Raw genomic sequence first — 18573 nt, 5'->3', positions numbered from 1 at the left:
CTTAAGAAGCACCAGCTCCAGGAGTCACGATGCTCCGTTCCGCCCTTCTCGCGGCCTCCCGGTCCCCGCAGGTCCGCACCGTGGTCGAGAAGTTCCCGCCGACCCACGCGATAGTCGAGCGCTTCGTCGCCGGTGACGTCCTCGACGACGCCGTCACCGCCACCGACGACCTGATCGCCACCGGTCGCAAGGTCACCCTCGACCACCTCGGCGAGGACACCCAGGACGCCGCCCAGGCCGCCGGCACCGCCGAGGCCTACGAGCACCTGCTCAAGGCCCTCAAGGACACCGGCCTCGCGGCCGGCGCCGAGGTGTCGGTCAAGCTGTCGGCCGTCGGCCAGTTCCTCCCGGTGGACGGCGAGAAGATCGCGCTGGAGAACGCCCGCCGCATCTGCGAGGCCGCCGCCGAGGCCGGCACCACGGTGACCCTCGACATGGAGGACCACACCACCACCGACTCCACCCTCGCCATCGCGCGGGAGCTGCGGGCGGACTTCCCGTGGCTGGGCGTCGTGCTCCAGGCCTACCTGCGCCGCACCGAGGCCGACTGCCGCGACTTCTCCGGCGCCGGCTCGCGCGTGCGCCTGTGCAAGGGCGCCTACAAGGAGCCCGAGTCGGTCGCCTTCCAGGGCAAGCACGAGGTCGACCTCGCGTACGTCCGGGCCCTGAAGGTCCTGATGGCGGGCGAGGGCTACCCGATGATCGCCTCGCACGACCCCAACATGATCAAGATCGCCGGCCAGCTGGCCCAGTGGAACGGCCGCAAGCGGGACTCCTTCGAGTACCAGATGCTGTTCGGCATCCGCCCCGAGGAGCAGCTGCGCCTCGCCGCCGAGGGCAACACCATGCGGGTCTACCTCCCGTACGGCCAGGAGTGGTACGGCTACTTCATGCGCCGCCTCGCGGAGCGCCCCGCCAACCTGACCTTCTTCCTGCGCGCCATGGCCACCCGCGGCTGACCCGGCGCCCCAGGCCACGGCCCGCACCCCTGACGGGGGGTGCGGGCCGTCGCGCGTTGTCGACGTCAGAGGAACGGCTTCGTGTCGAGGTCGAAGTCGAACGGGGCAGGGAGCGCGAGCGGTTCGCCGAAGGCGGCGAGGTGCACCTCGGTGTACTCGTCGCGGTGCGGCTTGGCGAACAGACTGACCTGGGACTTCTCGCGGTCGATGAGGAGGTAGAGCGGGATGCCGGCCCGGGCGTAGCAGTGGCGCTTGGCGATGCGGTCCTGGTCGGGCTTGGCGGAGGTCACTTCCGCGACCATGGCGACGCCGTCCGGTTCCATCCAGGACGGTGCGCCCCGGAAGAGGCGGAGTTCCTCGGGAGCGAATGTGACGTCCGGGATGACGTGGTTCTTCGGACAGAGACCGCCGCTCACGAGGCGGAGGCCCTTGCCTCCGGAAACGCTCATATCGGTCTTGGAGCGCCGGATCACCTGCTTGAGCAGGTGGTTGATGTAGTCCTCGTGATCGCCGTCCGGCGGTGGTGCCACGATGATCTCTCCCTCGACGAGCTCGGCCCGGAAGCCTTCGGGGGAGTGCAGGCTCAGGAAGCTCTCCAGCAGGATGTCCGCCTGCGATGGGGAGCCCGTGATCGGTTGCTCATGCGCCACAGCACTCATGATGCCCCTCCTTCAGGTGGCCGTCACGCTACTGCGGTCCCGGAACGGGTTATGCCGCATATGGCATGGTTTCACTCGATGGTGTGAGTTTAAGTAGGACCTAGGATCTTCCTGCTGGTGAACTGGCTTTTCGAGTGGAGGAGTTGGGGATGCTGAAGGCTTTCGCGGAGCTGTCCACGCCGTTGGTGGCGGATGCCTGTGTGCGGCTCGGGGTGGGGGTGCGGGTGGCGCCGGCGGGGGTGGGGGCGGTGGTGGCCGGGGCCCGGGTGGCGGGGCGGGTGCTGCCGGTGCGGCACTACGGGAGCGTGGACGTGTTCCTGGAGGCGTACGGGGCGGCCCGGGACGGGGACGTGCTGGTGGTCGACAACGGCGGGCGGACCGACGAGGCCTGCATCGGGGACCTCGCGGTGCTGGAGGCGCGCGCCGCCGGGGTGGCCGGGATCGTGGTGTGGGGGCTGCACCGGGACACCCCCGAGCTGCGGGAGATCGGGCTGCCGGTGTTCAGTTACGGGGCGCTGCCGCTTGGCCCGGTGCGGTTGGACGACCGGGAGCCGGCGGCGCTGCTGACGGCCAAGTTCGGGCCGCACCCGGTGAGCGCGGAGGACGTGGTGTTCGCCGACCCGGACGGGGTGCTGTTCGTGCCAGGCGACCGGGTCGCGGAGGTGCTGGAGACGGCCGGCGGGATCGCCCGGACCGAGCGCGCGCAGGCCGCCCGGATCGCCTCCGGGGACACGCTGCGCCGGCAGACCTCCTTCGAGGAGTACCTGGAGCGGCGCGCCGCCGACCCGGCGTACAGCTTCCGGCGGCACCTGCGGCGGATCGGCGGGGCGATCGAGGAGTAGGAGCAGGGGTAACGGCTTTACAGCTTCCGGTACATGACGTGCAGGCCGACGTAGCCGTCCACGGGGTGGTCGAAGGCCTCGGGGACGGTGCCGACGACCTCGAAGCCGAGCGACTCGTAGAGCCGCACGGCGTGGTGGTTGGTGGCGACCACGGCGTTGAACTGCATGGCGCGGAAGCCGGAGCGGCGGGCCCAGTCGAGGGTGTACTCGACCAGGGCCCGCCCGATCCCCCGGCCGTGGTGGGCCGGGTCGACCAGGTAGCTGGCGCTGGCCACGTGCGAGCCGTTGCCGGGGCGGTTGCGGCTCATGGTGGCGGTGCCGAGGATCCGCCCGTCCCCGTCCACCGCGACCACCGTGCGGTTCGGGGCGGCGAGCATCCACCACTCCCGGCCCAGCTCGGAGGACATGTCCAGGGGGTAGGGGAAGGTCTCGCCGGCGGCGACGACGGTGTGGAAGAACGGCCAGATGTCCGGCCAGTCCTCGGGGACGGCTTCGCGGATGCGGACGGGAGCGGGCGTGGGCGTGGGCAGGGGCATCGGACCAGGATGATGCTCGAGGGGTGGGCGGGCCAGCGGTTTTCGGTCGGAGCGGCCGGTCAACCGCCGAGGACGGCCTTCTCGACCAGGGCGGCGGTGTGCGCCTGGCCGGTGGCGTTGGGGTGCACCACGGCGTACTCGAGAGGGAGGACGCTGGTCAGCACGCCGTCCAGCCAGTGGTCGGCGTCGCAGACGCTGTGGCCGGCGCTGGCGGGGTAGAGGTCCACGAAGGTGTCGCCGTGGGCGGCGGTGCTCCGGGCGACGAGCGCGTTGAGCGGTTCCACGATCGCGGTGCGGGCCCAGACGAGGTCGCCGCCGGTGAAGGTGCCGAACTGCAGGAGGTTGCCGAACTGGCAGAGCCCGGCGTTCTCGGGGACGAGGTGCGGGTAGCCGACGGTGAGGATCCTGGCGGACGGGGCCTTGGCGTGCAGCGCGGTCAGCATCCGGTCGTAGCCGTTGCGCAGCCGGGCGAAGCGGTCGGGCAGGCCCGCGTCGAACTTGTCCTTGCAGGGCGTGCCCCGGCCGAGCTGGACGGCGCCGAGTTCGATGCAGCTCTTGAGGATCTCGGCGAAGCCGAGGTCGTTGCCGCCGATCCCGACGGTGACCAGCCCGGTGGCCGGGTCGACGGCGTCGATCTGCGGCGGGACGGGCGGGTAGGGGCCGTTCGGGTCGGTGCCGAGCGGCGGGAGCGGGCGGCCGAGCGGGGCCTGCGCGGTCACGTCGACGCCGTCGGTGGTGGCGCCGCTGCAGCTGACGTTCCGCAGGTCGGCCAGGGAGCCGAGGTCGCGGCGGATGATCTCGGGGTAGGAGTCGACGGTCCGGGCGCAGCCGTCGCGGGGCGCGGTCTCGTCGCCGGTGGCCTCGATGACCCCGGCGGTGTAGGAGTCGCCGAGGGCCGTCCAGCTCAGTGCGCCGGCGCGGGTGCCCGGCCGGGCGGCGGCCTGGGAGGTGGTCGGGGTGATCAGCCCGGCGGCGAGCACGGTGGCGGTGCCGGCGACGGCGAGGCGGGACAGGAAGCGTGGCACGGCTCTCCTCCTGGGGATAGGGGGAGAGTGCGGTTTCACCCTCCTGAGAGTCAATCGAGTCGCTCTGTGGACGACTTGATGCCTCGGGAGGGTGAAACCACGGGCAGGACGGTGACGCCGGGTGTCAGAGCGTCGCGGCGGCGGGCTCGATCATCGCCCGCGCGGTCTTGCCGTCGACGTACTCGCCGAGCGCCGTCATCTCCCACTCGCCGCCCGGGCGGCGGACCAGCTTGCACATCATCACACCGGTGTGGGGCTCGGAGTTGGTGAGGTCGAAGCGGACCAGCTCCTCCTCCGTCCGGGCGTCCAGCAGGCGGCAGTAGGCGTCGCGCACCTCGGTGAACCGCTGGCCGGAGAAGGAGTTCACGACGAAGACCAGCGCGTGGACCTCGGCCGGCAGGCCCTCCAGGTGGACGGTGATCGCCTCGTCGTCGCCGCCCTCGCCGCCGACCAGGTTGTCGCCGGAGTGGGAGATCGCGCCGTTGAAGATGCTCAGCTTCATGAACCAGGCCGTCTCCAGCCGCTTGTGGTGGGCGTCGAAGGCGAGGCAGGAGGCGTCCAGGTCGATGTCGCGGCCGCGGGCGGCGGACTTCCAGCCGAGGGCCATCCGGACGGAGGAGAGGAAGGGGCGGCCGTTCTTGACCAGGGAGACCGAGCTGCCCTTGACCAGGTTGACCCGGCCCTTGTCCAGGGTGACCTTGCCGGGGGCGGCCGGGGCCGGGGGTGCGGCGGGCGCCGGAGGAGCCGCGGGCGGGGCCGGGACGGCGGTCTGGCCGGTGGCGAGGGCGATCCGCGGGTCGATCGGGGAGGCCGCCGGTGCGGGCGGCACGGGCGGGGCGGCCGGCGGAGCGGTCGGGAGCTGGATGGTCCGGTCCACCGGGGCCGGCGGGGCCGGCGGTGCGGCCGCCGCCACCGGGGCGGCGGGCGCGGGGGCCGGGGAGTCGTCGACGGTGACGCCGAAGTCGGTGGCGATGCCCGCGAGGCCGTCGGCGTAGCCCTGGCCGACCGCGCGCACCTTCCAGGCGCCGCCCCGCTGGTAGACCTCGACCACGATGAGCGCGGTCTCCAGGCCCAGCCGGGGCGGGGTGAAGGTGACCAGCACCTCGCCGGTGTCGGCGTCGCGGACGGTGGCGGTGGGCTCCGTCCCGGCGAAGGTGGAGACCTGGTCGGCGGGGCTCGCGGTGACCACGATCTTGGTGATCCCGGCCGGGACGGCCCGGGTGTCGACGGTGATCGCGTCGGGGGTGCCGGCGGAGGCCGGGCGGTGGCTGACGCCGGGGCCGTTCGGGGCGTTGAAGAAGACGAAGTCGTCGTCCGAGCGGACCTTTCCGGCATCGGTCAGCAGCAGGCCGGAGACGTCCAGCGCCTTGGGCGCGGTGACCTCGACGGTCACTCGCGCGGCGGTCAGCGGTGCGTTGCCGCCTTGGGTCAGGACGGTGGGCACGGACTCCTCCTCGGGTGCGGAACGGCGGCCCGGCCGGGGCCGTTGGGGGCGCCGGGCCGGGTGCTGCCCACAGTAACGAACGAGGGTGCGGGGATGCGCCCGTCCGGCGGGCCCGGCTGTCGGATCGTCGGACGATCGTCCGCTGCGGGCCGTCGGCGGCTCAGCGGGCCGCGGCGGTCGGGGTCGCGGCCGGGGTGGGCGCCGGAGCGGCGAGCGGTGTGGCGGCCGGGGTGCCGGGTGCGTACGGCTCGGCGGACGGCGGCGGCGGAGGCGGGCCGAAGGAGCCGAGCGCCGCGACCGCGCGGGGGCGGTCGAGGGCGAAGGCGGAGACGCTCCAGCTCTCCGCCGGAGCCGACTTGCGCACCACGGCGGACGGGTCGGCCGCCGGACGGGCGCCGCGGACGCCGAAGGTGTAGCGGCCGGGCCGGACGTCGGTGCCGGGCGGGGTGGTGAAGCGGTAGACGAGGGTGCCGCGCTCCTGCTGGACGGTCACCACGGCGCCCGGCAGGTCGGTCCAGGCGGAGCCGGGGCCGGGGGCCGACTCGCCCGGGACGAGCCGGAACTCGGCCTGGAACGCGGTGACCGGCTCGGTGGCCGCGAGGGTGAGCTGGTGGCGCAGGCCGTCGCGGCCCAGCGGGGAGACCCGGGCGGCGCCGGTCAGCGCGTGGTCGGTGTCCGCGCTGCCGTCGGTGCCATCGGTGCCATCGGTGCCGTCGGTGTCCGGGGTGTCGCCGGTGTCCGCCGCGCCGTCGGTGTCGGGGACGGGCAGGGCGGGCGGCGGCGCCGGGCGGCCGGGGGTGGGCGGGCCGAAGCCGGGCTGCTTGGCGCCCGGGGCCGGGACGGAGACGGAAGGGGAGGGCGAGGGGCCGGCCGGGGCCGTGGCGCCGAGCAGCCCGGCCTCGGTGCCCGCGAGCTGGGTGCCTGAGGCGGGTGCGTCCTGCCCGGCCGAGGCCTGGCCGCCGGTCTGGGGTGCGCCCGGGACCGTCGCGCGGGGCGCGGGCGGGGAGGCGGCGACCGGGGGGTCCACCGAGCGGTGCGTGGACGGGTGCGTCGAGGGCCGGTTCGCGGCGGGGGAGGACGACGGGCCGTCGGTCGGGGTCTGCGCCGAGACCGCCTCGGCCTCCTCGGTGGCGGCCGGCGTGGGCGGCGGGGTGCTGCCGACCCGGGCGACGCCGGCCCGGCGGCCGATCCCCTGCTGTTCGTTGAGCAGCAGGGTGGTCGCGATGCTGATGCCGACCACGGTGGACATCGCCATCGCGGCGCCGGAGAAGCGCAGGCTGGGCAGCCGGAACAGGCCGCCGAACGGGCGCGGCCGCCCGTGCCGGCCCTGCCGTGCGGGCTCGTGCTGCACGTCCCGCGCGGTGTCCTCGCGCACAGCCACCGGACCCCTCCCTCCCCGAAGCCGCCGTCGCGTCGCCGTATTCTCCCACGCGCCGCCGCCGGGCCCGGCTCCGCCCGTGGAGGGCCGGTTCCACGCGGGCCCGCGTGGGGAGAGGGGAGAGCGTACCAGCGGGCGGCCGTGGCCCGGTCGCACCCCCTCCACTTCGCGGACATCCGTGCGCCACACGGAAGTTGACGCTCCGTCTGATAAGCGCCGACAGGGGAAGGAAGGCCCGGCCGGGGGTTATTGCAACCCCCTTGCAACCCTTGCCCGCCGTACCGGGCGTGACGCAGGCTGAGGGCATCCCACGCCGTCCCGGAGAGACCGTCATGCCGTCCGACCCGCTGTCCGCAGCCTCCAGTGCACCCCTCGCCGCCACCCCCACGGGCGGCGATGGGGAGGTCTCCACCGCCGCTCCGGCGGCGGTGGAGGAGGTGCTGATCCTGCGGATCTCGCTGGGCGAGGAGGTGGTCGGCGAGGTGCGCACCCGGTTCCGGTTCACCGCCGCGCGCCCGTACGAGGTGCTGCTGACCTTCCACCTGGGGCGGCCGGACGAGGCGGACTGGGTGTTCTCGCGTGAACTGCTGCGCGACGGCCTGCGCGCGCTGAGCGGCCAGGGCGACGTCAAACTGTGGCCGGCGTACTGCCCGTGCCACGGCTCGACGCTGCACCTGGCGCTCGAATCCCCGCACGGCAGCGCGCTGCTGGAGGCCTCCAAGCCCCGGGTGCAGGCCTGGCTGGACCGCACCTACGCGCTGGTCTCCGAGCACCAGGAGCGCCACTGCGGCCCCACCGACGCCGAACTGGCCGCGCTGCTCGCCGAGGGCTGAGGCCGGCCGCCGACGCCAGGCCGCCGGGCATCAGGGCCGTCAGCGGCGCTCCGGCGGCCCGGCGGCGCACGGCGGCGCGAGGGGCGGCGCGCCGGGCAACCGGGCCGTCCCCGCCGCCAGCGCGGCCCGCAGCCGCCGGACGGCCGGGGCCGAGGAGGCGGGCAGCAGGTCGTACGGGTCGTCCGGCCCGTCCACGCTGACCAGCACCGACTCGGCGATCCGGTACGGCCGGTGGGCCAGCAGCCCGCCCAGGTAGCGGCGCAGCCGGGACAGCTCGGCGCGGACCGTCACCGTCCGGCCCGCGTCGCCGAACAGCGCCTCGGCGAGCTGGGCGGCGGTGCTGCCCTCGCGTCCGGTGGCGAGCAGGAGCAGCAGTTCGGCGTGGCGCGGGCTGAGCGGGTGCGACCAGCTGTCGGCCGCGCCCCGGACGGACAGCTCGGGGCGGTCCGGGCGGCGCAGGTCGAGCCGCAGGTGGGCGCCCTCGGCCTGTTCGGCGGTCACCGTGCCGGAGCCGTCCTCCTCGGGCGGCCGGACCGGGCGCACCAGCCAGCCGTCGGCGAGCGGCTCCAGCGCGCACTCGCCGAGGCCGGGCACCCAGTGCACGGTGGCCGGGGTCCAGCCCTCGCTGGGCACCCGCAGCCGGCTGGGCGGCGGCAGTCCGGCGGCGGCGGCGGTCCAGCCGGCCGCGTCGACCACCAGCGCCGGGCCGCCGACCCGGGCGAGCAGCGGGGCGGCCAGGGCGCGCAGCTGGTGCAGCGCCTCCAGCCGGTGGGCGCGCAGCTCGGCCTCGGCGAGCCGGGCGGCGGTGGCGGTGAGCTGGATCAGGAACGGGCGGACGCTGTGCGCCGGGCCGCTCAGGTTGATGGCGCCGACCAGCCGTCCGGTCCCGGGGTCGCGCACCGGCGCGGCCACGCAGGTCCAGGCGTGGTGGCTGCGCAGGTAGTGCTCGGCGGAGTGGACGTGCATCGGGCGCCGGGCGCGCAGCGCGACCGCGATGCCGTTGGTGCCGACGCTCTCCTCGATCCAGCGGGCGCCGGTGATGAAGCCGATCCGGTCGGCGCTGCGGCGCAGGCCGCGCTCGCCCTCCTGCCAGAGCACGTGGCCCTCGGCGTCGGCGACGGCCAGCAGCAGCGGGGCCGCGCCGCCCACCTCCAGCAGGGTCTCGCGCAGCACCGGCAGGACGGCGTCGAGTCCGCTGGTGCGGCGGCGCTGTTCGATTTCGCCGGGGCCCAGCAGGACGGCGGCGGCGCCGGTGTCGGGGTCGAGGCCGAGGCGGCGCAGCCGGGCCCAGGAGTCGCCGATCTCGGGGCGGGGTTCGAGCAGGCCGGGGCCGCCGGTCTCCTCGGTGAGGGCGGGAACGGCCAGTTCCCGGGCGGCGGCGTCGGCGAGGGTGCGGTCGTGGACCTTGGCCAGCTCCGACGCGGTCGGCGGGGTGCGGCGCTCGGGTCGTCGGGACTGCCGTCCGGTCTGCCGCACTCGCTTCGCTCCTCGCCGCCGTTCGAGGACGCGTCGGGGCCGACGCGCTGACGAAAGCGTACGGGGGCGGTGGGCCGCTGGGGACGGGGTCGGGCAAGTCGGCATACCGGGCGGTACGGAACGCGGGCCCGCGCTCCGTACCGCCGTACCGCCTGACGGCCGGACGGGGTCAGCGCTGCGCGCCGGAGCCCTGCTGGGCCGCCTCCACGGTGTGGTGCAGGTCGGCGCCGGCCTCCAGGGCGGCGCCGGTGCTCAGTGCCAGGCAGGCGGCCAGGGCCACGGCGGCGGCCCGCAGCCAGGTGCCGGGGGCGGTGGCCGGGCGGGGCTGGAGCAGTGCGGCGACCCGGCGCGGGACCGGGCCGGAGTGGGCGGCGGCGACCAGCCGGGGGCGGGCCGGCCAGGGGGAGCGGCTCGCGGCCAGGGCGGCCCGGCCGACCGCGCGGGCGGTGACGGCGCGGTCGCCGACCCGGGCGGCGGCCACCTCGTCGGCCCAGCGCTCCAGGTGGTAGCCGAGGGGTGCGCGCAGCGGGCGGAGTGCCGGGTGGACGTCGGCGGCGTGCTCGGCGAGGGCGAGGAAGAGGTGGTGGCGGGCGGTCAGGTGGGCCCGTTCGTGGGCGAGCAGGGCGGAGCGCTCGGGGCCGCTGAGGGCGCGCAGCATGCCGGAGGTGACCACGATCCGGCCGGGCTCGCCCGGTCGGCCGGGGCGGCCCAGGCGGCCGGGCAGGGCGAAGGCGTCGGCGCACTCGTCGTCCAGGACGGTGAGCGGGTGGTCGGCGGGCCGCAGCAGGGCGGCGGGCCGGAGGAGCGCGGCCGGCCATGCCGAGGGGCGTGACCGGCGCACGGAGGCGCGCGGGGGGCGCGTGTCCGGATGCTGGGCGGGGGAAGGTCCACGGTCCGGACGGGGGCCGTCGGAGGGCTCCGCCCGGTGCGCGTCGGCCGGGAGCGCGGCCCGGGCGGCGCGCAGCTCCCGCAGCCGTCGGCGGGCGGTGCGCACCGCGAGGGCGCCGAGCGCGAGGAGGGCCAGGGCGGCCAGCGCGGCCGGGAACGGCGCGTCGGGCGCGGCCGCGGTGAGCCAGGGCAGCGAGAGGTGGCCGAGGGCGGCGACCGGCGGGAGCTGGAGCAGTCCGGCGGCGGCCAGCAGGCCGAGCGAGCAGAGGGTGCCGCCGGCCAGGACGGCGGCGCTGCCGGCCAGCATCCAGGCCGCGGCCCGCGGCGGCAGCGCATCGGCGAGGCGGCGGGCCAGCGGGGCGGCCAGGAAGGGCAGCAGCAGGGGGACCCAGACGGCGAGCATCATCGGCCCGCCGTTCCCGGTGTCTGAGCCCCGGGGTTGCCGTCGCCGAGGAGGTCGCGCAGCAGCTGCTCGTCCTCGGCGGAGAGGTCGGAGACGAAGCGGGCGAGCACGGTGGAGCGGTCGGTCTCGCGGCCGAGCTCGGTGTGCATCCGGCGGGCGGCGAGCCCGGCGGTGTCCTGGACGGTCGGGGTGTAGGCGTAGGCGCGGCCGGCTCGGGTGCGCTCGACCGTCCCCTTGTCGAACAGCCGGGCCAGGATCGTCGCGATGGTGGTGCGGGCGAGGTCCCCGCCGAGCGCGGCCTGGACGTCCTGCGGCGTCATCGGCTGCCGGGCGGACCAGAGGGCGGCCAGCACCTCGGCCTCCAGCTCCCCGGCGGGCCGGCGGGCGGACGGTACGTCGGGCATGGCGGCGCTTCCTCCAAGTATCGTCTACAGTCGTGTAGACCGTCTACGCAACTGTAGACGGTCCGGGCGGGTTCGGTGCGAACCGCCCTCCAACGTACGGGAGGTCCGTCGGCCTTGCTCCAGTTCCTCGCCGATCCGGCCGTTCACCTCGCGGTGAACCCGCTGGACGCGTCCTCACTGCTCGCCGCCTTCGGCGCGCTCGGCATCGCCGTCGTGCTGTTCGCCGAGACCGGGCTGCTGGTGGGCTTCTTCCTGCCCGGCGACTCGCTGCTGTTCACCGCGGGGCTGCTCTGCGTGCCCGGCGCCACCAAGGGCCCGCAGCTGCACCTGTGGCAGGTGCTGCCCGCCGCCCTGGTCGGCGCGCTCGTCGGCGCCCAGGTCGGCTACCTGATCGGCCGGCGCGGCGGCCGGGCGCTGCTCGGCCGGACCAGGCGCAAGAGCCTGCTGGAGGGCGTGGCGCGGGCCGAGGAGCTGCTCGCCAAGTACGGCCACGGCAAGGCGATCGTGCTCGCCCGGTTCATTCCGGTGGTCCGAACGGTGCTGAATCCGCTCTGCGGCGTGCTCGACGTGCCGGTCCGCTCGTTCACCCTGTGGCAGGTGGCCGGAGGCGTGGTCTGGACGGTCGGCGTGGTGTTCGCCGGGTACGGGCTGGGCTCGTCCATCCCCGGCATCGACCAGTACCTGCTGCCGATCATCGGTCTGGTAGTAGTTGTCTCCGTGCTCCCTATTGTTCTCGAACTGTTCCGCGCCCGTAAGGCGCGACGTCACGGAGGTGACATGTGACGCCCTCCAGGGCGCTCGCCGTGTACGACGGCAGCGGAATCGACGGCGGCCTGTACACCCGGGTCAACGGCTGGGCGCAGTCGGCGCCGCACTGGCTGGACGAGCTGATCAAGGTCTGGTCGGCGCTCGGCCTCGGGCTGTTCGCGGTCTTCATGCTCTACGCCTGGTGGCGGGCGCGCGGCGCGGACTCGGCCGTGATGGCCAGGGTGCTCGCCTCGCCGCTGATCGTGGTTGTCGCGTACGGCGTCAACTCGGTGTTCAAGGGCGCGGTCGAGGAACTCCGGCCGTGCGCGCAGATCCCCGGCAGCGTGTCGCTGGAGACCTGCCCGGGCACCGGGGACTGGTCCTTCCCGAGCAACCACTCGGTGATCGCCTTCGCCGCCGCGACCGCGCTCTGGTTCGTCAACCGGCGGCTCGGCCTGGTGGCCGGCCTGTTCGCGGTGCTGATGGCCGCCTCCCGGGTCTGGGTCGGCGTGCACTACCCGCACGACGTGGCGGTGGGCGCGCTGGTCGGGCTGCTGGCCGCGGCGGTGCTGGCGCCGCTCGCCGGGCGCTGCGGTCCGCTGGTGGACCGGATGCGGGCGGGCGCGCTGCGGCCGCTGCTCGGACCGGGGCAGCCGCCGGTCGTGGCCCGCGGGTACGCGTCGTACGGGTCCCGGCAGCGCTGAGCCGGACTTCCGTCCCTGCCCCTTGTCCGGTCTCGGACGGCGGGTGGAGCATGTGAGCCGGGCGTGGAGCCTCCTTAGGGGGCGCCCGCCCGGCTCAGTCGTGCTCGGGCGCGCGGGCGCCGGGCGTGCCAGCGGAGGGAGTGCCGAATGCCGTACCGACTCGACATCACGCAGGGGGACTGGCCGGGCGACCTGCTGCACAAGGGCGTCGAGGGGCTGTTGGCCGAGGCCATGGTGCTCACCCTCGCCACCGCGGGCCACGAGCACGGCCCGCACGCCAACCTGGCCTTCTTCGCGTACGACGACGACCTCGTCCTCTACTTCGTCAGCGAGCGCTCCACCCGGCACAGCCACCACCTGGCCGAGGAGGCCCGGGCCGCCGCCACCGTCTTCCTGCCGCCGCCGGTCTTCGGCGAGCAGCTGCGCGGCCTCCAGCTGACCGGCAGCGCGAGCGAGGCCTGGGGGCGGCAGGCCGAGGCGGCGCTGGCCGCCTACCAGGGGCGTTACCCGGTCTTCGCGCGGGACGAGGAGGTCCGGCGGCAGTTCCTGACCGGGGGCGGGGCGGCGGCGCTGTACCGGTTCCAGGTGGAGGAGCTGACGGCGGTGGACGAGCCGAACTTCGGGCGGCGCAACTACCTGCGGGCCCGGGTGGTGCGGTCGTAGCCGCCGCGGCGGCCCCGGGGTGGCCGACGGGTTGTCTGTACAACTTCCCAGGTGGTTCATCTGCGGGACGGCGTCCCGACGCCCCTCGGACACCCGGGCGCACCAGCCTGGACGCATGAGAGTCATCGTCGTAGGAGCAGGCGTCCTGGGCAGCATGCACGCCTGGCAGGCCGTCGAACGCGGCCACGAGGTCGTCCACCTGGAGCGCGAGACCGAGGCGCGCGGCGCCTCGGTGCGCAACTTCGGCCTGGTCTGGGTCAGCGGCCGCGCGCAGGGCGAGGAACTGGACACCGCGCTGCGCGCCCGCGAACTGTGGGAGTCCATCGGCGCCCGCGTCCCGGACCTCGGCTTCCGGGCCAACGGATCGCTCACCGCGATCCGCACCGAGGCCGAACTCGCCGTCGCCGAACAGGCCCTGGCCCTGCCGGACGCCGCCGCCCGCGGCTACCGGCTGCTCGACCCGGACGAGACCCGCGCCGCCAACCCGGCCCTGCGCGGCAAGCTGCTCGGCGCCCTGTGGTGCGGGCGCGACGCCGCCGTCGAACCCCGCACCGCCCAGCCCGCGCTGCGCGCCGCCCTGGAGGCCACCGGCCGGTACACCTTCCTGCCCGGGCGCGAGGTGCGCGAGGTGGTCGGCGAGAACGCCGTCCGCGACGACCACGGCGACGTCCACACCGGCGACCTGGTCGTCCTCTGCACCGGCGCCTGGCTCGGCGGCCTGGTCCGCGAACTCGCCCCAGCCCTGCCGGTCCGCCGGGTGCGGCTCCAGATGATGCAGACCGACCCGCTCGGCGAGACCCTCACCACCTCCGTCGCCGACGGCGACAGCTTCCGCTACTACCCCGCCTTCGCCGGCACCGCCCTGGACCGGCTGCGCGAGACCCAGCCGCAGCCGCCCGTCGCCGCCGAGCACCGGATGCAGCTGCTGATGGTCCAGCGCCGCGACGGCGGCCTGACCATCGGCGACACCCACGAGTACGACCAGCCGTTCGGCTTCGACGTCGTCGAGGACCCGTACGACCACCTGGTCGGCGTCGTCGAGGACCTGCTCGGCCGCCCGATGCCGCGGATCCGCCGCCGCTGGGCCGGGGTGTACGCGCAGTGCGTCGACACCACCCGGGTCGTCCACCGCGAGCGCGTGCGCGACGGCGTCTGGCTGGTCACCGGCCCCGGCGGCCGCGGCATGACCTGCTCGCCCGCCATCGCCGAGACCACCGCCGACCTCGCCAACCTGTAAGGAGCGCCGCTGTGAGCAACACCGCTGTGACCAATGCCGCTGTGACCGATGCCGCTGTGACCGCCGACATCCGCCTGGTCGTGCTCGACATGGCCGGCACCACCGTGGCCGACGACGGCCTCGTCGAGCAGGCCTTCACCGCGGCCGCCGCGGCGCTCGGCGTCGAGGCCGGCAGCCCGGAGTTCGACCCGATGCTGGCCCATGTCCGGGCCACCATGGGCGAGTCCAAGATCTCCGTCTTCCGGCACCTGTTCGGCGCGGAGGAGAAGGCCCAGCGGGCCAACACCGCCTTCGAGGCCGCCTACCACGACCTGGTCGACGCCGGGCACTGCGCCGCCCTGCCCGGCGCCGCCGAGGCCATCGCCGAACTGCGCGGCCAGGGCCGCAAGGTGGTCCTCACCACCGGCTTCTCCCGGGCCACCCAGGACCGCATCCTGGACGCCCTCGGCTGGCGGTCCGTCGCCGACCTGACCCTCTGCCCCGCCGAGGCCGGCCGCGGCCGCCCGTACCCCGACCTCGCGCTCACCGCCCTGCTGCGCACCGGCACCGACTCGGTCCGCCAGATCGCCGTCGCCGGCGACACCGGCTACGACATGCTGACCGGCACCCGGGCCGGCGCCCCGGTCGTCGCGGGCGTCCTCACCGGCGCCCACGACGAGGCCCGGCTGCGGGCCGACGGCGCCACCCACGTCCTCGGCTCGATCGCCGAACTGCCCGCGCTGCTGGGCTGATGCGGCGTTCCGCCCCGGGCGGCGGCCCGGGGCGGAACGGTGGGCTCAGGCGACCGGCCGGCTCAGGCGGACGACTCCTTCGGCCGGCGCACCGACCAGAGCAGGGTGCCGTCGATCAGGACGTTGCAGCCGAGGAACGCCAGCAGGTAGGCGGAGGAGTCGGCCTCGCCGGGGAGCTTGGGGGCGACCCGCCCGGCCGGGTCCATCCGGACGGTGATCACCTGGCCGCGCTTGAACCGGGGGGAGCTCTCCGTGAGCGGGCCGCCCGGCACGTCGTCGTTCAGCTCCGTGGAGGCCAGGCTGTACGCCCGCCCGGTGCCGTGGAGCGCGTCGGTGACCTTCTCGTCGACGACCACGGCCTGCACGGTCCGCCCCGAACCCAGGATCAGGTTCGCCCAGGCCTCGGTACCGGCCAGGTAGGCGACGAAGCCGACGACGGAGATGCCCAGGCCCCAGGCGACCATGTTCTTCTGGAACCGGGGGTTGCTGTCGGCGTCGCGGCGCACGGCGAACGCGTACAGCACGATCAGCGGGTAGGCGAGCCCCACCACCGCGGCGAGGAACGAGTTGACGTAGACGTCCAGCGCGATGACGCCGACGAGCACCGCCGTGGTGACGGCGATGAGGGCCAGGGCCCCGCCGAGTCGGCGGGGCCCGCTCCGGGTGGTGCCCTGGTCGGGCTGGGTGATCGTCACCCGAAGGCCTTCCGGATGTTGTCCTGCCGCTCGGGCGGCAGGGCGTTCGACGTCTCGTTCAGCGGGGGGTAGAAGGAGATCCCGCTGATGGCGGCGCCCACCAGGACCGACCAGCCGTCCCAGTAGTCCAGGTGCTGGGTGGAGAAGACGACGGCGAGCACGTGGGGGCTCCACGGGTGCGCGAACAGGGCCTCCAGCTGGCGGACGGTGGTGACGCCCGACCCCGGCAGGCCGTAGGCCGTCCCGGACACGGGTACGGCCAGGTCGCGGACGGTCACGGCGGCCCGGCCGAGCGGGAAGTCGAGGACCTCGATGTCGGCGTCCGGCCAGGCGGTCGCGAGCTCCCGGGCGACGCGCTGGGGGTAGCCGCCCGGGGCGCCCTGCTCCTGCTCGCGCAGGTACAGGCTGAACACGCCCTGGACGATCTCGCCCTCCTCGGTCTGCACCAGGCAGTTGGAGACGTGCACCGCACCCTCGCGCAGCTGCGCCTGGAGGGCGAGCTCGGCGGAGACGGCGATGCCGAGCTTCTGCTCCGGACCGGCGTCGGTGAGCCCGTCGAGCCCGTCCACGATCCGGCTCATCCGGTCGCCCGGGTCCTCGGCCAGGTCGATGTCCGTGAACCCCTCGGGCAGGGAGAGCCAGACGGACGGCATGGTCGTATCAGTCATGTCCCACTCCCCAGACACCGGTGACGATCGCGCTGCCGCCGCCGAGCAGGGCGGGCAGGATCCGGCCCTTGCCGCTGCCGCCGATGGCGCCGCCGGCGCCGTTGAGCGCGGTGCCGCCGCCGGTGGTGTAGTTGATCGCGGCGCCCAGCCCCGGGCTCGGGCTGTCGGTGAAGAGGCCGGCCGCGGTGGGGGCCGTCAGCGCGACCCCGCTGGCCGCCTGCACGCCGTCGGAGACGTTCATCGCGGCGGCCTTGGAGAGCCCGAGCTTCATGGCGGGCTTCTCGATCGCGGTGGTGAAGATCGGGCTGGCCGGGTCCATCGCCCGGGCGGCGACGCGGATCTCCTTGGCGCCGGCGCTCACGGCCTTGGCCCCGCCCTCGGCGGCGCGGGCGCCCCGGAACGCGGTGACCCCGCCCTTGAGGAGGGCGCCTCCGGGCAGGGCCCCGAGGAGGTCGCCGGCCAGGGTGAGGTCGTTGCCGAGGTTGTCCCAGCTGGTCGGCATCAGGCCCTTGATGCCGTACTGCTTGGCGTGCAGGCCCGCCGCGCCGACGCTCAGCAGGATGGCGGGCAGGGCGAACGCGGGGCAGAAGATGGCCGCGACGCCGCAGATGCCGGAGGCCACCGTCAGCAGGTCCCCGCCGTGCTTGCTGAACCAGTCGCCGATCTTGCTGAGCATGCCCGGCTCCGGCGGGGCCTTGCTGTCGGCGGCCTTGCGGACGGCCTCGGCCGTCTTCTGGGCGTCCGACTTGTGGGTCCCGGCGAGCTCGTGGGCCTGCTTCTGGAGGCCGGCCAGCTCGTTGGAGGCGCTGGTGAGCAGACTGGCGGCGGAGTCCAGGTGGTTCTTCGCCGTGTTGTAGCGCTGCTCCGCGGCGGCGAGGCTGGCGTCGTCGGGGTAGGAGCGGCCGGCCAGTTGGAGGTCGGGGGCGGCGGCCGCGGCGCTGTGGGCCTTGTCCGCCTCCTCCTTCTTCTTCTTGGCGGCGACCGCGGAGGCGGCCAACTCGGCGGCCTTGGGCTGGTGTTCGGTCAGCGCCTTGTACCAGACGTCGAGCGCCGTGTAGGCCGAGGTGATCGAGTCGGCGGCGTCCTGGAGGTAGCCGGGGAGCTTGCCGAACTGCTCGGAGAACTTCTTGGCGGCCTCACCCGTCCACTGGCCCTCGTTGTTGGAGATCTGGGAGAGCGTGGTGTGCACGCCGCTCAGGTGCTGGCCGACCCGGCGCAGGCTGGTGCTGAGCGCGGTGACGGCGGCGGAGTCGCCGGGCGTGGGGTTGAAGCCGAGGCCGGACCAGTCGGGCGCCGGCGTGGGGGCGCTCACGACTGCCCCGCCGGGGCGAGGACCTTGACGATGCTCTGCTCGGTGCCGTCGTAGTTCTTCTGCACCTGCTCAAGGCCCTCGTCCAGGGCCTTGACGCACTCGCGGACCTTCTTCAGGCCGAACTGCCACTTGTCCTTGAAGTGCCCGCAGGCCTCGTCCAGGAAGTCGAAGCCGGTGCCGGTGTGGCCGGCCGCCTCGAAGGCCTTGAGGCCCTGGTCGAGTTCGTCGGCACAGCCTTTGAGGTCTTGGGCCAGTTTTGCGAGGAATTCGGTACTGACTTTGAAGTCGGACACTTTCGCCCCCCGATGCGTCGATTGTCGGACCGGGCGAGCATAGCTCCAGCCGACCGGGGAGAGATCGTCACGGTCGGAACCGGAGGCGGTCGTTACGGGACCTTTACGGGCCGTCGACGCCTTCTTGACGTCGGCGGCCCAGCTTCGAGGTGTATACGTACGGTCGGTCTCAGCGGCGCCAGAAGCCGCGCTTCTTCGGGGTGACGAGCCGCACCACGGCCGTGACGAACAGCTCGGCGACGGGGGAGGGCCCCGGGCCGTGGTTGAGGTGGCTCTCGGCGGTCCACTCGCCGAGGACGGTGCCGGGGCTGCCGTCGAAGGGGCTGAACGCGTGCTCCAGGGTCACGTAGCGGACGGTCCTGGCGCCGCCCGGCTGGACGGCGGCGACGAAGTGGGCCTCGGTGGCGCCGACCGGGGCGGGCAGGGTGACCAGCAGCATGTGGTGGCCGTCGACCGACAGGTGGCGGCAGTCGAGGCCGTGGTCGGGCAGGCGGTCCTCGGGCGGCAGGGTGCTGCCGAGGTCGTCCCAGATCTGGGTGACGACGGGTAGCAGGCTGCCGCCGTCCGGAGTCGGGGTGGCCACGCGCGGGCCGAACTCCAGCACCTGGCGGGCCAGCTCGCGGTGGACGAAGCGGTAGTGGTGTGGGCGGGGGTCCGTCATGGGGGACACCGTAGC

At 74.7% G+C, this 18573-nt stretch carries 21 protein-coding genes; 8 read left to right on the top strand and 13 right to left on the bottom strand.

Annotated elements, in window-relative coordinates; genetic code table 11:
* The first annotated feature begins 29 nt into the window (after window positions 1–29).
* Window positions 30–959 carry a proline dehydrogenase family protein gene (locus ACFVU7_RS18560; RefSeq protein WP_049654995.1) on the top strand — a complete coding sequence of 310 codons (930 nt, stop codon included), beginning with the start codon at window positions 30–32 and terminating at the stop codon, window positions 957–959.
* Window positions 960–1024: 65 nt separating this feature from the next.
* Here ACFVU7_RS18560 and ACFVU7_RS18555 read toward each other — a convergent pair whose 3' ends face one another.
* Window positions 1025–1618, bottom strand: a complete 594-nt coding sequence (locus ACFVU7_RS18555; RefSeq protein ID WP_049654993.1) for a Uma2 family endonuclease — start codon at window positions 1616–1618, stop codon at window positions 1025–1027.
* 149 nt (window positions 1619–1767) lie between these two features.
* Between ACFVU7_RS18555 and ACFVU7_RS18550 the strand changes: the two genes are divergently transcribed.
* On the top strand, window positions 1768–2460 hold the full coding sequence (locus tag ACFVU7_RS18550; protein ID WP_049654991.1) for an RraA family protein: 693 nt from the start codon (window positions 1768–1770) through the stop codon (window positions 2458–2460).
* 17 nt (window positions 2461–2477) lie between these two features.
* Here ACFVU7_RS18550 and ACFVU7_RS18545 read toward each other — a convergent pair whose 3' ends face one another.
* From ACFVU7_RS18545 to ACFVU7_RS18530, 4 genes are all read right to left on the bottom strand, one after another.
* Window positions 2478–2996, bottom strand: coding sequence for a GNAT family N-acetyltransferase (locus tag ACFVU7_RS18545; RefSeq protein WP_388045989.1), 519 nt, complete (start codon window positions 2994–2996; stop codon window positions 2478–2480).
* Window positions 2997–3055: 59 nt separating this feature from the next.
* On the bottom strand, window positions 3056–4021 hold the full coding sequence (locus ACFVU7_RS18540; protein ID WP_049654985.1) for an SGNH/GDSL hydrolase family protein: 966 nt from the start codon (window positions 4019–4021) through the stop codon (window positions 3056–3058).
* 124 nt (window positions 4022–4145) lie between these two features.
* Window positions 4146–5453 (bottom strand): TerD family protein, encoded by a 1308-nt coding sequence (locus ACFVU7_RS18535; protein ID WP_388046133.1) that lies wholly within the window; start codon window positions 5451–5453, stop codon window positions 4146–4148.
* A 172-nt stretch (window positions 5454–5625) separates the two neighbouring features.
* Window positions 5626–6846 carry a hypothetical protein gene (locus tag ACFVU7_RS18530; protein WP_388045987.1) on the bottom strand — a complete coding sequence of 407 codons (1221 nt, stop codon included), beginning with the start codon at window positions 6844–6846 and terminating at the stop codon, window positions 5626–5628.
* Between the two features lie 329 nt (window positions 6847–7175).
* Here ACFVU7_RS18530 and ACFVU7_RS18525 point away from each other — a divergent pair, with 329 nt between their 5' ends.
* Window positions 7176–7676 (top strand): SsgA family sporulation/cell division regulator, encoded by a 501-nt coding sequence (locus ACFVU7_RS18525; protein WP_074001657.1) that lies wholly within the window; start codon window positions 7176–7178, stop codon window positions 7674–7676.
* A 39-nt stretch (window positions 7677–7715) separates the two neighbouring features.
* On the opposite strand, the gene ACFVU7_RS18520 is transcribed toward ACFVU7_RS18525, so the two are convergent.
* The 3 genes from ACFVU7_RS18520 to ACFVU7_RS18510 all read right to left on the bottom strand — a co-directional run bounded on the left by ACFVU7_RS18520 (window position 7716) and on the right by ACFVU7_RS18510 (window position 10847).
* Entirely contained in the window at window positions 7716–9152 is a 1437-nt protein-coding gene (locus tag ACFVU7_RS18520) for a helix-turn-helix domain-containing protein (protein WP_220450064.1), read from the bottom strand.
* Between the two features lie 169 nt (window positions 9153–9321).
* Entirely contained in the window at window positions 9322–10446 is a 1125-nt protein-coding gene (locus tag ACFVU7_RS18515) for a M56 family metallopeptidase (RefSeq protein ID WP_388045985.1), read from the bottom strand.
* Window positions 10443–10847: a BlaI/MecI/CopY family transcriptional regulator gene (locus tag ACFVU7_RS18510; RefSeq protein WP_049654255.1), complete on the bottom strand. Its 405-nt coding sequence runs from the start codon at window positions 10845–10847 to the stop codon at window positions 10443–10445. The genes ACFVU7_RS18515 and ACFVU7_RS18510 overlap by 4 nt, the downstream gene beginning before the upstream one ends.
* Window positions 10848–10961: 114 nt before the next feature.
* On the opposite strand from ACFVU7_RS18510, the gene ACFVU7_RS18505 reads away from it, so the two are divergent.
* The 5 genes from ACFVU7_RS18505 (at window position 10962) to ACFVU7_RS18485 (ending at window position 14929) form a co-directional block, all read left to right on the top strand.
* The gene (locus ACFVU7_RS18505) at window positions 10962–11630 is read left to right on the top strand and encodes a DedA family protein (RefSeq protein WP_049654256.1); all 669 of its coding nucleotides are present in this window, start codon (window positions 10962–10964) and stop codon (window positions 11628–11630) included.
* The gene (locus ACFVU7_RS18500; RefSeq protein WP_388045983.1) at window positions 11627–12298 is read left to right on the top strand and encodes a phosphatase PAP2 family protein; all 672 of its coding nucleotides are present in this window, start codon (window positions 11627–11629) and stop codon (window positions 12296–12298) included. The genes ACFVU7_RS18505 and ACFVU7_RS18500 overlap by 4 nt, the downstream gene beginning before the upstream one ends.
* A gap of 147 nt (window positions 12299–12445) precedes the next feature.
* A complete protein-coding gene (locus tag ACFVU7_RS18495) occupies window positions 12446–12961 on the top strand; it encodes a pyridoxamine 5'-phosphate oxidase family protein (protein ID WP_049654261.1) in 516 nt (171 codons plus the stop codon).
* A gap of 115 nt (window positions 12962–13076) precedes the next feature.
* The gene (locus ACFVU7_RS18490; RefSeq protein WP_049654265.1) at window positions 13077–14198 is read left to right on the top strand and encodes a TIGR03364 family FAD-dependent oxidoreductase; all 1122 of its coding nucleotides are present in this window, start codon (window positions 13077–13079) and stop codon (window positions 14196–14198) included.
* Between the two features lie 11 nt (window positions 14199–14209).
* Window positions 14210–14929: a phosphonatase-like hydrolase gene (locus tag ACFVU7_RS18485; RefSeq protein ID WP_388045981.1), complete on the top strand. Its 720-nt coding sequence runs from the start codon at window positions 14210–14212 to the stop codon at window positions 14927–14929.
* Between the two features lie 62 nt (window positions 14930–14991).
* Here ACFVU7_RS18485 and ACFVU7_RS18480 read toward each other — a convergent pair whose 3' ends face one another.
* The 5 genes from ACFVU7_RS18480 to ACFVU7_RS18460 all read right to left on the bottom strand — a co-directional run bounded on the left by ACFVU7_RS18480 (window position 14992) and on the right by ACFVU7_RS18460 (window position 18558).
* Window positions 14992–15624, bottom strand: coding sequence for a hypothetical protein (locus ACFVU7_RS18480; protein WP_387825809.1), 633 nt, complete (start codon window positions 15622–15624; stop codon window positions 14992–14994).
* The gene (locus tag ACFVU7_RS18475; RefSeq protein WP_143204501.1) at window positions 15621–16292 is read right to left on the bottom strand and encodes a hypothetical protein; all 672 of its coding nucleotides are present in this window, start codon (window positions 16290–16292) and stop codon (window positions 15621–15623) included. Before ACFVU7_RS18475 ends, ACFVU7_RS18480 begins: the two co-directional genes overlap by 4 nt.
* Window positions 16285–17604: a putative T7SS-secreted protein gene (locus ACFVU7_RS18470; protein ID WP_375873262.1), complete on the bottom strand. Its 1320-nt coding sequence runs from the start codon at window positions 17602–17604 to the stop codon at window positions 16285–16287. Before ACFVU7_RS18470 ends, ACFVU7_RS18475 begins: the two co-directional genes overlap by 8 nt.
* Window positions 17601–17897 (bottom strand): hypothetical protein, encoded by a 297-nt coding sequence (locus ACFVU7_RS18465; protein ID WP_049654274.1) that lies wholly within the window; start codon window positions 17895–17897, stop codon window positions 17601–17603. The genes ACFVU7_RS18470 and ACFVU7_RS18465 overlap by 4 nt, the downstream gene beginning before the upstream one ends.
* Before the next feature lie 169 nt (window positions 17898–18066).
* Complete coding sequence (locus tag ACFVU7_RS18460) at window positions 18067–18558, bottom strand: hypothetical protein (RefSeq protein ID WP_074001651.1); 492 nt, start codon at window positions 18556–18558, stop codon at window positions 18067–18069.
* Between the last annotated feature and the right edge of the window lie 15 nt (window positions 18559–18573).

The sequence above is a fragment of the Kitasatospora sp. NPDC058046 genome (assembly GCF_042885595.1).
Taxonomy (GTDB): Bacteria; Actinomycetota; Actinomycetes; order Streptomycetales; family Streptomycetaceae; genus Kitasatospora.
Note: the sequence above shows the minus strand (reverse complement) of the source record. Positions and strands in the feature narration are given on the sequence as shown.